At 46.6% G+C, this 16793-nt stretch carries 17 protein-coding genes and 2 tRNA genes; 6 read left to right on the top strand and 13 right to left on the bottom strand.

Annotation, left to right across the window (positions count from 1 at the left end):
- Nucleotides 1–17: 17 nt before the first annotated feature.
- From AS158_RS03405 to AS158_RS03395, 3 genes are all read right to left on the bottom strand, one after another.
- A tRNA-Glu gene (locus tag AS158_RS03405) sits at nt 18–93 on the bottom strand.
- A gap of 176 nt (nt 94–269) precedes the next feature.
- On the bottom strand, nt 270–596 hold the full coding sequence (locus AS158_RS03400) for an SPW repeat protein (RefSeq protein ID WP_038052236.1): 327 nt from the start codon (nt 594–596) through the stop codon (nt 270–272).
- A 14-nt stretch (nt 597–610) separates the two neighbouring features.
- A complete protein-coding gene (locus tag AS158_RS03395) occupies nt 611–856 on the bottom strand; it encodes a metalloregulator ArsR/SmtB family transcription factor (protein ID WP_011943619.1) in 246 nt (81 codons plus the stop codon).
- A 287-nt stretch (nt 857–1143) separates the two neighbouring features.
- Here AS158_RS03395 and AS158_RS03390 point away from each other — a divergent pair, with 287 nt between their 5' ends.
- Nucleotides 1144–1965 carry a DMT family transporter gene (locus AS158_RS03390; RefSeq protein ID WP_038052524.1) on the top strand — a complete coding sequence of 274 codons (822 nt, stop codon included), beginning with the start codon at nt 1144–1146 and terminating at the stop codon, nt 1963–1965.
- Nucleotides 1966–2051: 86 nt separating this feature from the next.
- Nucleotides 2052–2234, top strand: a complete 183-nt coding sequence (locus AS158_RS03385) for a hypothetical protein (protein ID WP_038052238.1) — start codon at nt 2052–2054, stop codon at nt 2232–2234.
- A 19-nt stretch (nt 2235–2253) separates the two neighbouring features.
- On the opposite strand, the gene AS158_RS03380 is transcribed toward AS158_RS03385, so the two are convergent.
- Genes AS158_RS03380 through AS158_RS03355 form a run of 6 tightly spaced genes read right to left on the bottom strand, consistent with a single transcriptional unit; the run spans nt 2254 to nt 8907 of the window.
- A complete protein-coding gene (locus tag AS158_RS03380; protein WP_038052242.1) occupies nt 2254–3411 on the bottom strand; it encodes an aspartate aminotransferase family protein in 1158 nt (385 codons plus the stop codon).
- 2 nt (nt 3412–3413) lie between these two features.
- Nucleotides 3414–4262: an acetylglutamate kinase gene (gene argB, locus AS158_RS03375; protein WP_012896308.1), complete on the bottom strand. Its 849-nt coding sequence runs from the start codon at nt 4260–4262 to the stop codon at nt 3414–3416.
- The gene (gene argJ / locus AS158_RS03370) at nt 4259–5452 is read right to left on the bottom strand and encodes a bifunctional glutamate N-acetyltransferase/amino-acid acetyltransferase ArgJ (RefSeq protein WP_038052245.1); all 1194 of its coding nucleotides are present in this window, start codon (nt 5450–5452) and stop codon (nt 4259–4261) included. The genes argB and argJ overlap by 4 nt, the downstream gene beginning before the upstream one ends.
- A 16-nt stretch (nt 5453–5468) precedes the next feature.
- Nucleotides 5469–6488: an N-acetyl-gamma-glutamyl-phosphate reductase gene (gene argC, locus AS158_RS03365; RefSeq protein WP_038052248.1), complete on the bottom strand. Its 1020-nt coding sequence runs from the start codon at nt 6486–6488 to the stop codon at nt 5469–5471.
- Nucleotides 6485–7681: an argininosuccinate lyase gene (argH, locus tag AS158_RS03360; RefSeq protein WP_165304492.1), complete on the bottom strand. Its 1197-nt coding sequence runs from the start codon at nt 7679–7681 to the stop codon at nt 6485–6487. Before argH ends, argC begins: the two co-directional genes overlap by 4 nt.
- Entirely contained in the window at nt 7678–8907 is a 1230-nt protein-coding gene (locus AS158_RS03355; RefSeq protein ID WP_165304491.1) for an argininosuccinate synthase, read from the bottom strand. Before AS158_RS03355 ends, argH begins: the two co-directional genes overlap by 4 nt.
- 260 nt (nt 8908–9167) lie before the next feature.
- On the opposite strand from AS158_RS03355, the gene AS158_RS03350 reads away from it, so the two are divergent.
- From AS158_RS03350 to AS158_RS03335, 4 genes are all read left to right on the top strand, one after another.
- A tRNA-Ser gene (locus AS158_RS03350) sits at nt 9168–9258 on the top strand.
- Nucleotides 9259–9319: 61 nt separating this feature from the next.
- Nucleotides 9320–9772 carry a ribosome maturation factor RimP gene (gene rimP / locus AS158_RS03345; RefSeq protein WP_011943611.1) on the top strand — a complete coding sequence of 151 codons (453 nt, stop codon included), beginning with the start codon at nt 9320–9322 and terminating at the stop codon, nt 9770–9772.
- A 12-nt stretch (nt 9773–9784) separates the two neighbouring features.
- Entirely contained in the window at nt 9785–10819 is a 1035-nt protein-coding gene (gene nusA / locus AS158_RS03340; RefSeq protein WP_011943610.1) for a transcription termination factor NusA, read from the top strand.
- Between the two features lie 19 nt (nt 10820–10838).
- Complete coding sequence (locus tag AS158_RS03335) at nt 10839–11297, top strand: Fur family transcriptional regulator (RefSeq protein ID WP_165304490.1); 459 nt, start codon at nt 10839–10841, stop codon at nt 11295–11297.
- On the opposite strand, the gene AS158_RS03330 is transcribed toward AS158_RS03335, so the two are convergent.
- The 4 genes from AS158_RS03330 to AS158_RS03315 are packed head-to-tail and all read right to left on the bottom strand — an operon-like array spanning nt 11212 to nt 16791.
- Entirely contained in the window at nt 11212–12387 is a 1176-nt protein-coding gene (locus AS158_RS03330; protein ID WP_165304489.1) for a ComEC/Rec2 family competence protein, read from the bottom strand. The genes AS158_RS03335 and AS158_RS03330 overlap by 86 nt on opposite strands.
- On the bottom strand, nt 12384–13589 hold the full coding sequence (locus tag AS158_RS03325) for a 2,3-bisphosphoglycerate-independent phosphoglycerate mutase (protein WP_165304488.1): 1206 nt from the start codon (nt 13587–13589) through the stop codon (nt 12384–12386). The genes AS158_RS03330 and AS158_RS03325 overlap by 4 nt, the downstream gene beginning before the upstream one ends.
- Nucleotides 13590–13591: 2 nt before the next feature.
- Nucleotides 13592–15208: a tetratricopeptide repeat protein gene (locus AS158_RS03320; protein ID WP_165304487.1), complete on the bottom strand. Its 1617-nt coding sequence runs from the start codon at nt 15206–15208 to the stop codon at nt 13592–13594.
- Nucleotides 15205–16791: a DAK2 domain-containing protein gene (locus AS158_RS03315; protein ID WP_165304486.1), complete on the bottom strand. Its 1587-nt coding sequence runs from the start codon at nt 16789–16791 to the stop codon at nt 15205–15207. Before AS158_RS03315 ends, AS158_RS03320 begins: the two co-directional genes overlap by 4 nt.
- Nucleotides 16792–16793 lie beyond the last annotated feature (2 nt).

Genomic DNA, 16793 nt, shown 5'->3' with positions numbered 1-16793 from the left:
GGCATCCCTTCGATCTCTGGCGCCCCCAAGGGGATTCGAACCCCTGCCTCTGGCTTGAAAGGCCAGTGTCCTAGGCCGCTAGACGATGGGGGCATGAAGTGTGCACCAGAAAGAAATATACTATAAAATACAGAACAGTTCAAGTGGTCAAGGATGTAAATAAATCGTTACGAGATAATGCTTCGTGGGGATTGCGAGCTTCTTTGTTTTTTTGATTCTAAATTGCATTTATATTTTCATCTAAAATCAAAGGGCCACGAGGGGCCCCGCTATTTTTCTTCCTGCTTCTTTCTGTCGAAGAAAGCAAGGATCAGGGCGATGATACCAACTACCAGGCCGTTTGCAAGTGCTGCTCCTTTGGAACCGGTTATACCCGGAATGAAAGCGGCTATGATCAACCAGATTCCCAGCAGAAGCTCAATCCAGCCGGCAACTTTTGAGGTCCCAAGCATGAAAATACCTGCTATGAGAAGAACAACACCGACGATCAGAAAATCCGCAATGTTCGCTCCTTTACTGCCAACGATTCCAGGAATGAGGGAAGCAACGATCAACCAGAGCGAGAAGATAAGAACAATCCAACCTCTCCAAGACATACCGATCCCTCCTCTCATTGGGAAGTTTTTAAAACGTACTTAAAACCTTCCCTTAGTATATTTCTGACGTGTTTGTTGTTCAGTTTGTACCGCATGTACCTGCCGTGACGTTTGGCTTTTACGAGATTTAAGTGGCGCAAAACTTTGAGCTGAGCTGACACTGCCGATTGATCCATCCTCAGGATCTCGGCTATCTTTCCAACGCACATGTCTTTTTTCGAGAGGAGGAGCAATATTCTGAGTCTTGTTGGATTCATCATTTGCTTCTATCCATCGTTTGCAGGCAAATCTTTCCAGATTGAACTCGTTTTCTATTTCAAAAGTTATCATCCCTAAACAAATACATGAATATATTATCATCTGTTCATATGTTATACCATCTTGTGAGTCAACGTCAAGTTATTAATAAACGATTTCATGAAATTTTGAGGAAAGTTCTTATCGTTCTATGTGTTTGGCATTCCCAAGGGGATTCGAACCCCTGCCTCTGGCTTGATATTGTAAAATGATAAACGACTCAGCAACGCTATCGAGGGATGTGAAACACTTGAAGCCTGTTTTTTATCTCTTACTCAGTGTTTTAGTGGCGTCCTTTTCAGGGATATTCATAAAGCTCTCTTCTCTTCCACCTACAACCATCGCTTTCTACAGAGTTTTCATTGCTTCATTGCTTTTCTTTCTGGTGAAGAGAAGAGTCGGGCTTTTTTCTTTGAAGAAGGAGATGCTTTCCTTGATTGCTGGCTTTTTCCTTGCGATGCACTTTTTCTTCTGGGTTTCCGCCTTCAACCACACCACCGTTGCCGGAGCTGTTATACCTTTGACGCTTCAGCCTGTTTTGACGGGATTGCTCTCGTGGCTGATCTATGGAGAAAGGATCAGTCCTTTCAGAATTGTCACGGGAAGCACGGTTGTTACGGGGGTGGTACTGGCTCTTGCTGGAAAAGAGGGTTTTTCAGGTGTTTCGAGGGGTGATTTGCTTGCAGTTGTTGGTGTGGTGTTCTTTTGTGGGTACCTTGTTCTTGGAAGATACCTGAACAGGGCCATGGGAAGTATGGAGTTCAGTCTGAGAACGCACGCTTTAGCTTCAGCTGTTCTGGCTTTTCTTGTGCCATCGTTCGGGGTCGTTGAAACGAAGGAGTGGTTCATCCTAATCGGTCTGGGGGTGGGATGTTCGTTTCTGGGGTATCTTTTCATCAATCTCTCGCTCAGATATTTTTCCTCAAGTGTGGTGAGTGTTGTTCTGGTTGGAGAGCCGGTTCTTTCTGTCCTGTGGTCTTTTCTTCTTCTGGGTGAAGCTGTGACATTTTTTGAAGCCATCGGTTTTATAGTTTCAGTAATAGGACTTGTATTATTCATTCTAAAAACTTGAAACTGTCCAAATAAAGTATTAGAATATACTACAGAAGCGAAGCGAAGGCTCACAAGACGCGGTAATACTCACAAGGGGGTGTTTTCATGCCTTACATATACAGATGCAAAAAATGCGGGGCAATCTACTACTCTGCAACGTCCATCGAATATCAGCTGAACAAGTACTGCGAAAAATGTGACGGAGAGCTCGAGCAGCTGGGTGAAGAAGGAGAAGTGATGGAAAAAGAAGAAGAGGAGAAAAAAAGCGAGAAAAAGAAGAAAGAATAAGGGAGGCATAGCCTCCCTTTTAAATTTCTCTCAGGGCTTTTTTGAGCGTTTCAACTGCTAAGTCGATTTCGCTGTACTCTACTGTGAGTGGTGGTAAGAATCTGATTGTGTTGTTACCTGCTGGAACGACGAGCAGTCTATTTTCAAAGCATTTCGTGGCGACCTCTCTGTTGTTCATTTCCTCTCCGAACTGAACCCCTATCATGAGTCCCATTCCCCTCACGTCGGCTACCACGTCGAATTCTTCTTTCATTTCCTGGAGCTTTTTCATGAGGTAGTTTCCTTTCTCTTCCACTTCTTCGAGGAAGCCTTCCTTCGTCAACTCTTTGATCACGGTCACCCCAGCCCTGCAGGCAAGTGGGTTTCCTCCGAACGTGGTGCCGTGATCTCCTGGCTCCAGAACGTCCGCTCTTTCGTTCACAATGACCGCTCCAATAGGCACTCCCCCACCGAGTCCCTTGGCGGTTGTGAGAATATCCGGAACGACTCCATACTTTTGATACGCGAAGAGTTTCCCGGTCCTTCCCATTCCACACTGAACTTCATCGAACACAAGAAGCGCGTCGTACTCGTCGCAGAGTTTTCTCGCCTCTTCGAGGAATTCTTTGGCGGCGGGTACTATTCCGCTTTCCCCTTGAATTGGTTCGAGGAACACAGCGCACACGTCTTCTGACATCTTTCTTCTCAGGTCTTCGATGTTGTTGAACTCGAAGTATTCAAAACCGGGAACGAGTGGTTCAAAAAGTTTCTGATATTTCGGCTGTCCCGTTGCTGTGAGAGAACCCAGAGTTCTTCCGTGAAAAGAGTTATAAGCGGAGAGGATTTTGTATTTTTTCTCACTCCTTCTCTTTCCGTATTTTCTCGCTATCTTTATGGCGGCTTCGTTTACTTCAGTTCCCGTGTTTGCGAAGAAGACCTTGCCGCCGAACGTGTTCTTCGACAGAAGTTCTGCCAGTTCCATCTGTGGGCGGTTCCAGAAAAGATTTGAACAGTGAATGAGCTTTTCTGCCTGATCTTTTATGGCTTCCACCAGTTTTGGGTGGGAATGTCCAAGGACGTTCACCGCTATTCCTGAGGTGAAATCAAGATATGCGTTTCCTTCTTCATCGTAGATCCAGGAGCCCTTACCGTAGACAAACGTCACGGGGAACCTGTTGTACGTGTTCATCAGATACATCTTTACCCCTCCAGTTCTTTTATCATGGTCCCGATACCTTTCCTGCTGAATATCTCCAGCAGGATCGCGTGTTCCAATCCCCCGTTTATGATGTGAACGGCTCCCACTCCACTTCTCACCGCCGACACGGCACATTCGATTTTTGGAATCATTCCTCCCGTCACTGTGCCATCTCTGATCAGGTCCTCTGCTTCGTCCGGTGTCAAAGCGGAAATGAGTTTGCCATCCTTCAGTACACCGTCCACATCCGTAAGGAGAATGAGTTTTTCTGCCATCAGGCTTTTTGCTATCTCCGCAGCCGCGGTGTCAGCGTTTATGTTGTAAGAATGACCGTCTTCCCCTATTCCCACAGGGGCAATCACCGGGATGTAATCGTTCTCTATCAGTGCGTGGAGAATTTCTGGATTGACCTTCTTCACCTTCCCAACGTAGCCTATGTCTCCGTGTTTCGTTTCTTTTTCTGCCACTATGAGTTTTGAATCTTTTCCACAGATTCCGACTGCCCGGCCACCGTGCAGATTCAGGTTCATCACGATTTCTTTGTTGATCTTTCCAACGAGGACCATCTCAACGATTTCCATGGTTTTCTCATCGGTCACTCTGTGACCGTTTTTGAAAACAGGTTCTATACCGAGGTCTTTCATCATCTGAGAGATGGCAGGTCCACCACCGTGAACGATGATCGGCTTTATTCCGGTGTACTTCAGGAGGATTATATCCTGAATGAAGGCTCTCTTTGCGTTCTCCTGCTTCATAGCACTGCCACCGAACTTTATGACGAAGGTCTTTCCGTAGAATTCCTTTATGTATGGAAGAGCTTCGAGGAGAACGTTGACCGTGTCAATCCTCATGTTCTATACCTCCCGTTTATCTCAACGTACTTCTCCGTGAGGTCACATCCCCACGCCTTTGCGGTCTCTTTTCCCTGTTTCATGTCGAGTACTATCCTTATTCTCTTTTCGCTGAGGATCTTCTTTGCCTCCTCTTCATCGAAGGCTACTCCCCGCCCGTTTTCTGCCACTTTTATTCTTCCTGCTTCGTTTTCGAAGAACAGGTCGAGTTTGTTAGGATCGAAAGTTGCACCGGAGTATCCCGCCGCGGCGATGACCCTTCCCCAGTTCGCGTCTTCTCCGTATATGGCCGTCTTCACAAGGTTTGAGGAGACGATCGATCTGGCGATCAGTCTCGCTGACTTTATATCAGGAGCGTTGATTACATGAACCTCTATAACCTTTGTGGCTCCCTCGCCGTCTTCCACTATCTTTTCTGCGAGGACCTGATTCACCTCGTGAACGGCTTCGTAGAGTTTCCAGAAGCCATCCGTTTCAAGTTGGATCGTCGTGTTGCCCGCAAGACCGTTCGCGAGAACGATTACCATGTCGTTCGTACTCGTGTCTCCATCGACGTCTATCATGTTGTAGGAATCATCGACTGAAAGTTTCAGGAGTTTTTCTAACGCTTCTTCAGAGACTTTCGCGTCTGTCGTTATGAAGGAGAGCATTGTCGCCATATTGGGGTGTATCATGCCAGATCCCTTGGCGATTCCCAGAACGGTAATTTCTTTTCCGCCGATCATCACCCTTGTGTTGTGCATCTTCACCTTCGTGTCGGTTGTCATGATGGCTTCGGCAAAAGGAAGAGGATCATCCGAAAGCTCTCTTGCTGCTTCTTCAATACCGCTTTCCACCTTGTCCATGGGAAGCTGAACCCCTATAACTCCTGTGGAGGATACAAGGACACTTTCAACCGGGATTCCGAGCTCTTCAGCCGCTTTCTCTGCCATCCTCCTTGCGTTGATCATTCCCTGTTCACCGGTACATGCGTTGGCCACACCGCTGTTCACAACGATCGCTCTGATGCCGTTCGGATTCTTCTTCAGTATCTCCATGTCGTAAATCACCGGTGCTGCTTTAACAACGTTGGTGGTGAAGACTCCCGCTGCAACACACGGCGCTTCAGAGAAGATGATCCCGAGGTCTCTTCTTTTCTTCTTTATCTTGCAGTGTACTCCTGCGAACCTGAAGCCCTTGGGAGTGAACACTCTTTTTCAACCCCTTTCATGGATATATTGGAGTGAATTCGAGTCCTTTCGTCTCGGCCAGCCCGAACATGATGTTCATATTCTGAACTGCCTGCCCCGATGCCCCCTTCACGAGATTGTCTATTGCACTCATCAGTATGAGAGTGTTCGTTCTCTCTTCCAACTGCATACCAATGAACACGTGGTTGGATCCATAGCACCATTTTGTTGAGGGATAAATTCCCGTGGGAAGAACATGAACGAACGGTTCGTTCCTGTAGAATTCGAGGTACGCTTCGTATATCTCTTCGAGGGATTTGTCCGTTTTCACGTATATCGTCGAGAGGATACCGCGTGTCATGGGAACAAGATGAGGTGTAAACACCACCTTCACTTTCTTACCTGAGATCTTCTCAAGTTCCTGTTCCATCTCGGGAACGTGTCTGTGCTTTGCCACGTTGTAAGGTCTGAGACTTTCGTTCACCTCGGAGAAAAGATAATCCACCTTCTCCTTTCTTCCCGCCCCGGAAACACCGGATTTCGCGTCGACCAGTATCGTTTCTGGATCCACAAGGTTGTGTTTCAGCGCGGGAGCAAGAGCGAGTATGACACTCGTGGGGTAACATCCGGGGTTTCCCACCACCTGAGCGTTCTTTATCTCTTCACGATGGAGTTCTGGAAGTCCATAGACTCTTTTTACATTCTCGTATCCCGGTAGCTCTTTTTCGTACCACTCTTTGTACACCTTCGGATCGTCGAAACGAAAATCCGCGCCAAGATCTATTACCCTAACACCTTCAATCTCTTTGACGAGATCATAGCTCGCACCGGCCGGAAGCGCTGTGAAAAGAACATCGCAATTCTTTGAAACTTCCTCTGGATCGAACTCGCTGAGCACACTGTCTTCTAGTGTCGAAGGGAAGACTTCTTCGAGTTTCTTTCCAGCGTAGGTTCTCGAGGACAGATAGGTTATCTTCACCTCGGGATGGCTCTTCAAAAGCCTGACGAGTTCCAGCCCTGTATACCCTGTCACACCTATTATTCCAGCCCTGATCAATCTTTTTCCCTCCCGTACTTTTCCGCCACCATCCTGTAAGCGTCACGGAACGGCACTCCCTGTTTCACAAGTTCATAGACCCTGTGTGTGGCCAGCACTTCCTCAGTAATACTAGACTCGGATCTTTCTTTATCAACTTCAAGATGGTCAAAAATTATTTTCATTATTCTTACGATATTCTTACTAATCTCAAAAGCCTCTATCATTGGTTTCTTCAGAAGCTGGAAGTCTCTGTGGTAACCGAAGATGAGATTCGACGGCAGAGTGACCGTCATCAGCATCTTCGAAACTATCGCGTGGTGATAAGCTCTTACGAGTTCCAGTGGATCAGGATTTATTTTGTGCGGCATGATGGAACTTCCCGTGCAGAGCTCTTTTGGTAGCTTGAGATAACCTATCTCTGGAAGCGAGAAGAATATGATATCGGAGGCGAACCTGTTCAAGTCGTAGGATATCTGGGAGAGCGTGTGAAGAATCAGATACTCAAACTTCCCCCTGCTGTTCTGGGTGTAGATGGGATTCCACTGGACCCTCGAGAATCCGAGTTCTTTTGCAGTGAACTCTCTGTCTATGTCTATGGGAACACCATAACCGGCTCCAGTTCCTAAAGGCGATTGATCTACGATTTCGTAAGCTGTTTTGAGAAGTTTCAGGTCGTCTTCGAGGGCGTCTTTCAGCGCTCCAGCCCACGTGGCAAAATCTGTTGGCATCGCTTTTCTGGTGTGGGTGTATCCTGGAAATTTCACATCACCAAATTTTTCTATGAATTTTCCAAGAGTCTTTTGAAGTTCTTTGAGGAGGCTTTCTATCTCTTTCAACTCTTCTTTGTACATGAGTCTCAGTGCGGTTAAGACCTGATCGTTTCTTGAACGAGCGGTGTGGATCTTTTTCCCGATCTCTCCAAGCTTTTTCACGAGAAAGTTCTCGATGGCGGTGTGGCAGTCTTCCTCCTCTGGCTTTATCTGGAACTTTCCCTCTTTTACAAGATTGAGGAGCTCACTGAGCGCTTCTTCTATTTTTCTCTGTTCCTCCGCACTCAGAAGGCCTATTTTGCGTAGCATTCTGGAATGTACTACGGAGGCCTTTATGTCGTATTCTATGATCTTCATGTCTGTTATGTAATCGTCTCCGACGGTGAATTTTTCTACTTCTTCGTTGACTTTGTAGCCTTTTTCCCAGAGTTTTTCGTTCATATCTGATACCCCTTTTTCACGAGCTGGTAGACCTTCAACCTCAGGGCGTGAATGTTGATGAAGCCCTTCGAGTCAGTCGCATTGAAGCCCCCTTCAACGTCCATGCTTGAAAGTTCCGGGTTGTACAGCGAGTACGGCGAATATCTCGCGACGGGCATAACGTTTCCTTTGTAGATGGATACCGTCACCTTTCCGGTTACGTTTTCCTGCGCTTTTTTGAACGCTGCAAGAAGGAACTCCATTTCTGGAGAAAACCAGAAACCATTGTATATGAGCTCCGCGAACTTCGGAGCGAGCATGTCTCTCAGGTGCATGACTTCTTTGTCCATGGTGATTCCCTCGAGATCTCTGTGTGCGATCCACAGGATCGTCGCACCCGGGGTTTCGTACACCCCTCTTGATTTTATACCTATGAATCTGTTTTCGACCATGTCGAGCCTTCCCACTCCGTTTTTCGCGCCTATTTCGTTCAGATACTCGAAGAGTTCGAGAGGATCCGTTTTTTCTGTTCCATCATTGGGATTCACGACCTTCACCGGAATGCCGCTTTCGAAGTGGATCTCGAGCAGTGTTTCTTCGTCCGGAGCATCCTTTGGAGAGACCGTCCATGTGAACACGTCCTCGTCAGGTATGTGTGCCGGATCCTCCAGTTTGCCCGCTTCGTGGGATATGTGCATGAGGTTTTCGTCTTCGCTGTAGGGTCTTTTTTTGGAGACTTTGATGGGAATTCCTTTCTCCATGGCGTAGTTTATGAGATCTGTTCTTCCCTTGAATTTGGCGAGAAATTCAGGGTCCTTCCAGGGTGAGATGACTTTGAGATTCGGATTCAAAGCAGCGTAGGTGAGTTCGAATCTCACCTGGTCGTTTCCTTTACCAGTTGCACCGTGTGCGACGTACTGTGCTCCTTCTTTCTCGGCTATTTCCACCTGTCTTTTGGCTATGAGAGGTCTTGCGATGGCGGTCCCAAGAAGGTACCTTCCTTCGTACATGGCGTTTCCAAGTAGTGCGGTGAATATGTAATCCGTGACGAATTCCCTTCTGAGGTCTTCCACATAGACTTTTGAGGCACCTGTCTTCAATGCCTTCTCTCTGATTGCATTGAAATCGTCTTTCTGACCAATGTTCGCAACGTAGGCTATCACTTCGAAACCTTTTTCGCAGAGCCACTTCAGGATAATGGAAGTATCGAGACCACCACTGTATGCAAGAACGACTTTCTCTTTCATGAAGAACCCTCCTTTTTGTTCTTGATAGCATAATTATAGGATTATTTAAAATGATTTATATGAAGTGTTTTTTCACTGTTATTTTCAATTTTGTAAAGGATGAAATCCACATATTATTTTCGTGTTTATGAATATCAATTACGGAAAGGGAATCTCTGTCAATATTGGGAATCTTCCCTATCTTTACGCTTTTCGTTTTTGCCAAATGAAAACTTGAACGAATAAACGATTGAGTGTATAATATTTTTCTGGTATGGAGAGGAGAGGTGGCCGAGGGGTCTAAGGCGCACGCCTGGAGAGCGTGTGGTGGTCAAAAGCCACCCGTGGGTTCAAATCCCACCCTCTCCGCCAGAGAAAGACCGGGACTTTTCAGGTCCCGGTTTTTCATTCATCATACGGGGTGGGTGAGAACATGTTTGAAGAAATGATCCTCGAGAAGGTAAGAAAAGAAGCAGAAAGGATAGCAGAAGAACAAGGATTGGAAATATTCGATGTTCAATACAGACGTGAGAGCAGAGGATGGGTCCTCAGGATCATCATAGACAATCCCGTGGGTTATGTGAGTGTGCGGGATTGTGAACTCTTTTCGAGGGAGATAGAACGATTTTTGGATCGTGAAGACCTCATAGAGCACTCTTACACACTCGAAGTCTCTTCGCCGGGACTCGACAGACCACTGAGAGGTCCGAAAGACTACGTTCGTTTCACTGGAAAACTTGCAAAGATAGTAACAAAAGATGGAAAAACCTTCATAGGCAGAATCGAATCCTTTGTCGATGGGACAATCACGATCTCGGACGAAAAGAGGAAATACGAAATAAACATCGATGATGTGAAGAGAGCGAATCTGGAAGTGGAATTCTAAGGAGGTGGCATTATGAACATAGGTTTGCTGGAAGCCCTCGACCAGCTGGAGGAAGAAAAAGGAATTTCCAAAGAGGAGGTCATCCCTATCCTCGAAAAAGCACTGGTGAGTGCCTACAGGAAGAACTTTGGAAATTCCAAGAACGTGGAAGTTGTTATAGATAGGAACACGGGAAACATAAAGGTGTATCAGCTACTCGAAGTTGTGGAAGAGGTGGAAGATCCGGCCACACAGATATCCATCGAAGAGGCAAAAAAGGTCGATCCCCTCGCGGAAGTTGGCTCTGTTGTTAAGAAGGAGTTGAACGTTAAGAATTTCGGGAGGATAGCTGCACAGACGGCAAAGCAGGTTCTCATTCAGAGGATCAGAGAACTCGAGAAGGAGAAACAGTTTGAGAAGTATTCCGAACTCAAGGGAACGGTTACAACCGCAGAAGTCATAAGAGTCACGGGTGAGTGGGCAGACATCAGGATAGGAAAGCTCGAGACAAGACTTCCAAAGAAAGAGTGGATCCCTGATGAGGAAATCGAGGCTGGTGACTTGGTGAAGGTTTACATCATCGATGTGGTGAAAACGACCAAAGGGCCAAAGATACTCGTGAGCAGGAGAGTACCGGAGTTCGTAATTGGCTTGATGAAACTCGAAATTCCGGAAGTGGAGAATGGAATCGTGGAAATAAAGGCCATTGCCAGAGAACCTGGTGTTCGAACAAAGGTAGCGGTTTCGTCGAACGATCCGAACGTTGATCCCATAGGTGCCTGCATTGGTGAAGGAGGATCAAGGATAGCCGCTATACTGAAGGAGCTCAAGGGCGAGAAGCTCGATGTTCTGAAGTGGTCGGACGATCCCAAGCAGCTCATAGCGAACGCTCTCGCACCGGCTACCGTCATAGAAGTGGAAATACTCGACAAAGAGAACAAAGCAGCACGCGTTATCGTTCCTCCGACACAGCTTTCCCTTGCCATAGGAAAAGGAGGGCAGAACGCAAGACTTGCTGCAAAACTCACAGGATGGAAAATAGACATAAAACCGATCATGAACCTGTGAAGCAGGAGGAGGTGCTCGGATGTACGAAGAACTTCGAAACGAATTGAAGAAGAGGAAATACAGAATCACGGCACAGAGAGAAATGATTCTCAAGATCTTTCTGGAGTCTCGAGGGAGGCATCTGGGAGTAGAAGAGGTTTACCGAGAACTTTTGAACAGGAACGTTCGAATAAGCAAAGCCACAGTTTACAGATCGGTGGAACTTCTTGTGGAGCTGGGGTTCCTGAGAAAGCTGAACTTCGGAGAAGGGCTTTACAGGTACGAGCTGGCCGATCGATCTAACAGGGAATCGCATCAGCACGTGATTTGCCAGAAATGCGGGAGGATCGTGGAGATAAACTCGGAACAGGTGAATAAGATAATATCAGACATCTCTAAAAAAACAGGTTACGCTATAAAATGGCACGATCTGAAATTTTACGGAATATGTCCCGAATGTCGGGAGAAAGAAAAAGAAGAGGAAAAAAGATCAAAATGAAGTAAAGATACTGTGGAAGAGGAACTTCAGGGAGCAGATTCGCCAGTTTTATGAACCCGTTCAGAGGAAGCGATACGATGTTCGTTATCTTTGCTGCGATCAGAGCGGATGTTTTGAGACCCAGGAGGAAAAGAAGAAACGAAAGGTGAGCGAGCCACGTTACTGGTATCATGAGAAGGGATACAGGAATGGAGAGAATCAGAGCCGACATATTGGTTCCTCCAAAGAAAAGGCAGAGAAACGGTAAAGCCGACAGATAAGCCTTCACTGTCAGTTCGAAAATGTTTTTTGACTCCAGTATGCAAAGGGTGACAAAGAAGGACAACAGGAAAGAGGGAGTGAAAACAATGGTGGGATCCACGATCATCATAAAGGATCCCACCGTTGCCGTTGTATGAAGGGGAGTCGTCCTGAAACCGAAGATTTTGAACGTGACCCAGAGAAAAATAGTCAGGTAAGCCCTGATCACAGAAGGCGTGCCCACTGCGATCACGTAGGGAACAAGTAACAAAAGCGCGGCAAGTTCCTGGTAAGTTCTTCTCCATGTCAGGAAAGACAACAGCGTTGTGTAGAGTGAGAAAGCTATTCCCACGTGCAGTCCTGAAACTGCAAAGAAGTGTCCCAGACCACTTCTGTAAATATCTCCGTTTTTCTCTCCGAAAAGTACGGAAAGAACTGTTCCGTTCGCCATTCCGGAGAAAGACTCTTTCAGGGTCTTGAGGGAAGGCTTTTCGACCTTTTTTATGTACGAAGGATGGAAGGCCTTTCCATCGAAGTATCCGATTGCGTAGACGTATCCCTCTTCTGAGGTTTCTATTCTCACAGGGTGTATCCTCTTCCACTTTTCTTGAAACACTTTCACCTGTTTCAACCTTCCCCTTTCCGCATATCCTACCAGTTCGTAGTTTCCAGCGGGAAGGGTTCCAATCTGGTAGAGGGAAGCGCTCAGAAGAGTGAAGAGTATCACCACAGAGATATCTTTGTTTCTTTTCCAGAAGATAGCTGCCAGTAGAAAAAGCACGTACCACGGAAAACGAAAAAGGGCGCCGATCAGCGCCCCGAGACACAGGGAGAAGAAAACGAGTATCATGCTCCGAATTTTTCCAGCCTTCCGGCGTACGCGAGCGCCAGGGTCATGACGTCGCTCGCATGGATCGTTCCGAGTGTGCCCCTCGCGCATTCGAACTCGTTGAAAGCCTGAGAGAGACCTCTTCTTGTATATTTGGACCAGATGAGAAGAGGTACGGGATGCCAGCTGTGCGCTTTCAGCGGAACGGGAGTGGAATGATCACCCGTAATCACAAGAACGTCGGGATTCAGTGAAACTATCTCTGGAATGATTGCATCGACTTCTTCTATCACCTTCACCTTTTCTTCGAATTTTCCATCTTCACCGTAAGAGTCGGTTTTCTTCACGTGGACGTAGAAAAAGTCGTAGTCGTTCCATTTTTCCTTCAGCGTTTTTATCTCATCTGCTACAGTTTGGCCCGTTTCTATTATTTCCATTCCCACGAGTTTTGCAAGTCCCCTGTACATCGGGTACGTTGCTATGGCTCCCGCTTTCATCTTGTAAACTTGAGGGAATTTCGGAAGATCCGGGTACTTGGAAAAACCTCTGATGAGGGCGAAGTTTATCTTCGGATTGTCTTTCAGAACTTCCGCTATCTTTTTGATCAATTCGTTGGCGATCCTTGCCGTTTTTTTCGAAGGTTCGTCCAGACCTTCTGCCCAGACCATGGGATGTCCTTCTTTCTGGGGATCTGCATCTGTCACGTTATCTCCGAGCCCTTCTCCTGTGAATTTCACAACGAATCTGTGTTCCTTTCCAGGGTAGAAAGTGATCTCCACGTCTTCGATTTTCTTTATCTTTTCCGAGAGCAGCTGAACCACCTTGGAGGATTCTTCTGTGGCAGGCCTTCCGGCTCTTCTGTCGAGGACCACTTTTCCATCCCAGGTGGCAAAATTCGCCCTTGCAACGACGTCTTTTTCCCCTACCTCAACACCTATGCCGAGAGCTTCGAGTATTCCTCTTCCAATCTGGTACCTTATGGGATCGTATCCGAACAGTGAAAGATGTCCTGGTCCACTGCCCGGGGTGATTCCGGGAAGAACGGGTATCGTCTGTCCGAGATCACTTTCTTTTGCCAGATTGTCCAGATTCGGAGTGTTCGCAGCCTGAAGAGGTGTTTTTCCGTTCACGGGAATGTCCCCAAGACCATCCATTACGAGGAGAACAATCTTTGCTTTTTCTTCTGTGACGAGTTTCGATACGAACTCCTGTTTATCGAACATCTCTATCCCTCCTTCTGAAAAGTCAGTTTCTCCAGTAGATATTTTAACCTTTCGTCATCTGATACAGGTGTTCCCTGCTCTATGGATTGTAGAAACGCGATAACAAGATCCGAGAGTCTGTTGAAATCAAACCTGTCTGCGTGCCTGAATCTGGCGAGCCTCAGAGAAAATTTCCAGTTCACATCCTGGGTCTCCGCGACCAGTTCTCTCAAAAGTTCCTCCATGGTAGGTTCTTCTTCAGCGAGAAAATACTGGAAAGTTCTCGTCAAAACGATTGTGGAGGCGATCATCACAGAGCTACCGTAGAACGCGGAGACGAATTTCACGGCGTTTTCTTCCATTTTGAAGATATCAGGGGATTCGAACATGATACCAAGGATCACCTCAAGCATTTCTGAAGAGTCCAGTGTGGTATCGTAAAACGGGAACTCACCTTCTCTGAGTTTTTCTATTCGCTTTTTCACGTTCTTGTCTTCTGAATCGATTTCTTCCGAAAGGGCAACAACATCGATAGTGCCATCGAAAAAGTAATCTTTCAGCCATTCGAATTCCTCTTGAGAAGGAATCACCACATCCTTTTCTGCGAGTGAGATCATGAATTCGGCTCTATCTTTCAGCTCATCCGAGACTTCCGAGAGGATGGATATGGCTTTCTCCTTCTCAAAGTGAAGCAGGATCGTTCCGTAGTTGTACTTCAGAATCTCCTCTTCTTTATGCCTGCGGTAAGCATCCTCAAAAACCTCGAGGGCTTCTTCGTACAGCCCGAGTGTCTTGAGAAGGAGTCCGTATTCGTTGGCTACTATGGGATCATCGGGGTTTTTTTCATAAAGTCTCTTTAGGATTTCGAGAGCTTCGAAGAGTTTTCCGAGTTTTATGAGAGTGTAAGAGAGATTGTACTCCACATGATCTTTTCGTTCTATTTCCAGAGCCTTTTTGAAGAACTTCTCTGCTTCTTTGAATCGTTGGAGCTGATTGTAGATAACTCCCAGTCTTTCGTAGACTTCGACAAAATTGGAGTCTTTCTCGAGGATTCTCCTGTATTCTTCGATCGCTTCTTCGAGCCTTCCTTCTTCCAGAAGGAGATCTCCTTTCTTGAGGAGTGGTAAGAGAAACTCTTTGTTGACTTCGTAGGCTTTTTCGTAGAAGAGAAGACTGTCTTCGATCTCGTTTTTCTCTTTGAGTATACCGGCAAGTTCAAAATATGCTGGTGCGAAACGGTCGTTCATCGAAATGGCGAGCCTCATTTCGATTTCTGCTTCTCCAAGCTCTCCTCTGTGTTTCAGGAGAAGTCCACGGTAGAAATGATAGCGGTAGTCGTACTGAACTTCCTTGGCTTTTTCCAGAATTTTCTCGGCTTCGTCGAGCTTTCCTTCGCGCAGGAGCTGTTTGAATTTCTCGTAGAGGAAGAACACATAATAGGATCTGTAGTATTCATCCTTTGTGATCTCGTATTGGGCTTCCAGACCCCTCAATATGACATCGAGGGGTATCCTATCTTCTTCCAGTACCTTCGGGAGATCTTCAGCGAGGACAGGGAGTTTCACTGGAAGATTATTCTGTTTCGCTTTTTCTGGATCCAGCGGGAGATAAACGATTGCCTTTATATTTCCACCTCTCATTGTAGAAGCATCAAATAAGGATAGTGAGGCTGTCCTCCTTCGTAGATTTCAAGATCGAGATTTGGGAATTCTTCTCCTATGAGTTTTTGAATCTTTTCAAGTTCTGGTTTTCTGTAGTTGTCTCCCAGAAAAACCGTCAGTATCTCTTTTTCGTGTGCGTTTTCCTTTTCCAGAGCTTCTTTCAAGACCTTCACGAGGCTGAACCCGTGGGACACGAGTTCCTTTCTGACAAACAGCAGATACTCGCCTTTCCTTATTCGTCTGTTTCCGTACCTGGAATCTCTCACTGCCCTTGTAACGGAGATGGGAACACACTGGGAGATGGCTTCTTCAAACCTCTTTAGAAGGTCTTCAGGTTCCGCGTCGGGATCGTACTCCACCATGGCAGCCACACACTCTTGAACGAAGGAAGTTGGAACAACGATCACTCTTCTATCGTCGAACGCTTCCGCTACTTGCTTTGCTGTGAGAAGGACGTTTGCGTTGTTTGGGAACAAAAAGACATTCTTGGCATGTGTCTGTTCCACGGCTGCTTTCAGATCGGCAAAGCTGGGATTCATAGTCTGACCGCCGGGCACTATCACGTCCACTCCGAGGCTCTTCAGTATATCTGAGATACCCTTTCCAGGGGAAACAGCGACAACCCCGATTTCCTTTGTGGGCTGTGTAGAAATCACATGTTCGTGCTGAAGCTTCATGTTGTCTATTTTCACCTTTACTATTTCTCCGAATTCGATGACTTTTTCCAGTACTTGACCCGGATGATTCGTGTGAACGTGCAGTTTTATCAGGTCATCCTGCTCGACGAGGACAACAGAGTCACCGATCTTGTTGAGGAAAGCTTCGAGTTCGCTTTTTTCAACCACCTGGTTCCTCCTGACAGCCACTTCCGTGCAGTAGCGGTTCGTTATCTCTTCAAAGGCCATTCTCTGGAGCTCTTCAACGGAAGCCTGTTCCACCTCTTCCAGATTAACCTGTATGTTTCCCTTTACGGCGTCCCTCATGCCTTCGAATATGTAATAGAGGCCCTTTGCACCGGCATCCACTACACCGGCTTCTCTGAGTTTTTGAAGCATGTGTGGAGTTCTGTTCACAGTGTCTCTCGCTGTTTCGACAATCCAGTCGAAGAGTTCCTCGAAAGTTTCAAAATTCTTGCCTTGTAGCCGTTCATCCAGAACCCTCACGACCGTTAACATCGTTCCTTCAACGGGTCTCATGACGGCGCTGTAAGCGACTTTTCTGGCGTTTGAAATCATTTTTACGAAATCCGCTGGTGTGATGTACTCTCTAGGAGAAGCGTCCGCCATTCCCCTCAGAATCTGGGACAGTATCACCCCGGAGTTTCCCCGGGCTCCCATCAGTGCGCCTTCTTTTACGGCTTTCCATACCTCAACGAGATCATCGCTTTTAACGTTGTCTATGTACTTGCACGCCTCCAGCATGGTGGAACACATGTTGGACCCCGTGTCTCCGTCTGGAACGGGAAACACATTCAGGGCGTTTATTTCATCTCTGTGTTTTAATAGATTTTCAGTTGCCTTCTTTATGATGATTTTGAGAAATCTGCCTGTGATCTTTTTCAAGG

The sequence above is a fragment of the Thermotoga sp. 38H-to genome (genome assembly GCF_011057665.1).
Taxonomy (GTDB): Bacteria; Thermotogota; Thermotogae; order Thermotogales; family Thermotogaceae; genus Thermotoga.
The sequence above is the reverse complement of the archived record's forward strand: the minus strand, read 5'-3'. Positions and strand labels throughout refer to the sequence as shown.

Excerpts from the sequence above, each read along its gene's own strand:
- AS158_RS03400 (WP_038052236.1), bottom strand. The coding sequence starts at position 596 with ATGTCTTGGAGAGGTTGGATTGTTCTTATCTTCTCGCTCTGGTTGATC.
- AS158_RS03395 (WP_011943619.1), bottom strand. The coding sequence starts at position 856 with ATGATGAATCCAACAAGACTCAGAATATTGCTCCTCCTCTCGAAAAAA.
- AS158_RS03385 (WP_038052238.1), top strand. The coding sequence starts at position 2,052 with ATGCCTTACATATACAGATGCAAAAAATGCGGGGCAATCTACTACTCT.
- AS158_RS03380 (WP_038052242.1), bottom strand. The coding sequence starts at position 3,411 with ATGTATCTGATGAACACGTACAACAGGTTCCCCGTGACGTTTGTCTAC.
- argB (WP_012896308.1), bottom strand. The coding sequence starts at position 4,262 with ATGAGGATTGACACGGTCAACGTTCTCCTCGAAGCTCTTCCATACATA.
- argH (WP_165304492.1), bottom strand. The coding sequence starts at position 7,681 with ATGAACGAAAAACTCTGGGAAAAAGGCTACAAAGTCAACGAAGAAGTA.
- AS158_RS03355 (WP_165304491.1), bottom strand. The coding sequence starts at position 8,907 with ATGAAAGAGAAAGTCGTTCTTGCATACAGTGGTGGTCTCGATACTTCC.
- rimP (WP_011943611.1), top strand. The coding sequence starts at position 9,320 with ATGTTTGAAGAAATGATCCTCGAGAAGGTAAGAAAAGAAGCAGAAAGG.
- nusA (WP_011943610.1), top strand. The coding sequence starts at position 9,785 with ATGAACATAGGTTTGCTGGAAGCCCTCGACCAGCTGGAGGAAGAAAAA.
- AS158_RS03335 (WP_165304490.1), top strand. The coding sequence starts at position 10,839 with ATGTACGAAGAACTTCGAAACGAATTGAAGAAGAGGAAATACAGAATC.
- AS158_RS03330 (WP_165304489.1), bottom strand. The coding sequence starts at position 12,387 with ATGATACTCGTTTTCTTCTCCCTGTGTCTCGGGGCGCTGATCGGCGCC.
- AS158_RS03325 (WP_165304488.1), bottom strand. The coding sequence starts at position 13,589 with ATGTTCGATAAACAGGAGTTCGTATCGAAACTCGTCACAGAAGAAAAA.
- AS158_RS03320 (WP_165304487.1), bottom strand. The coding sequence starts at position 15,208 with ATGAGAGGTGGAAATATAAAGGCAATCGTTTATCTCCCGCTGGATCCA.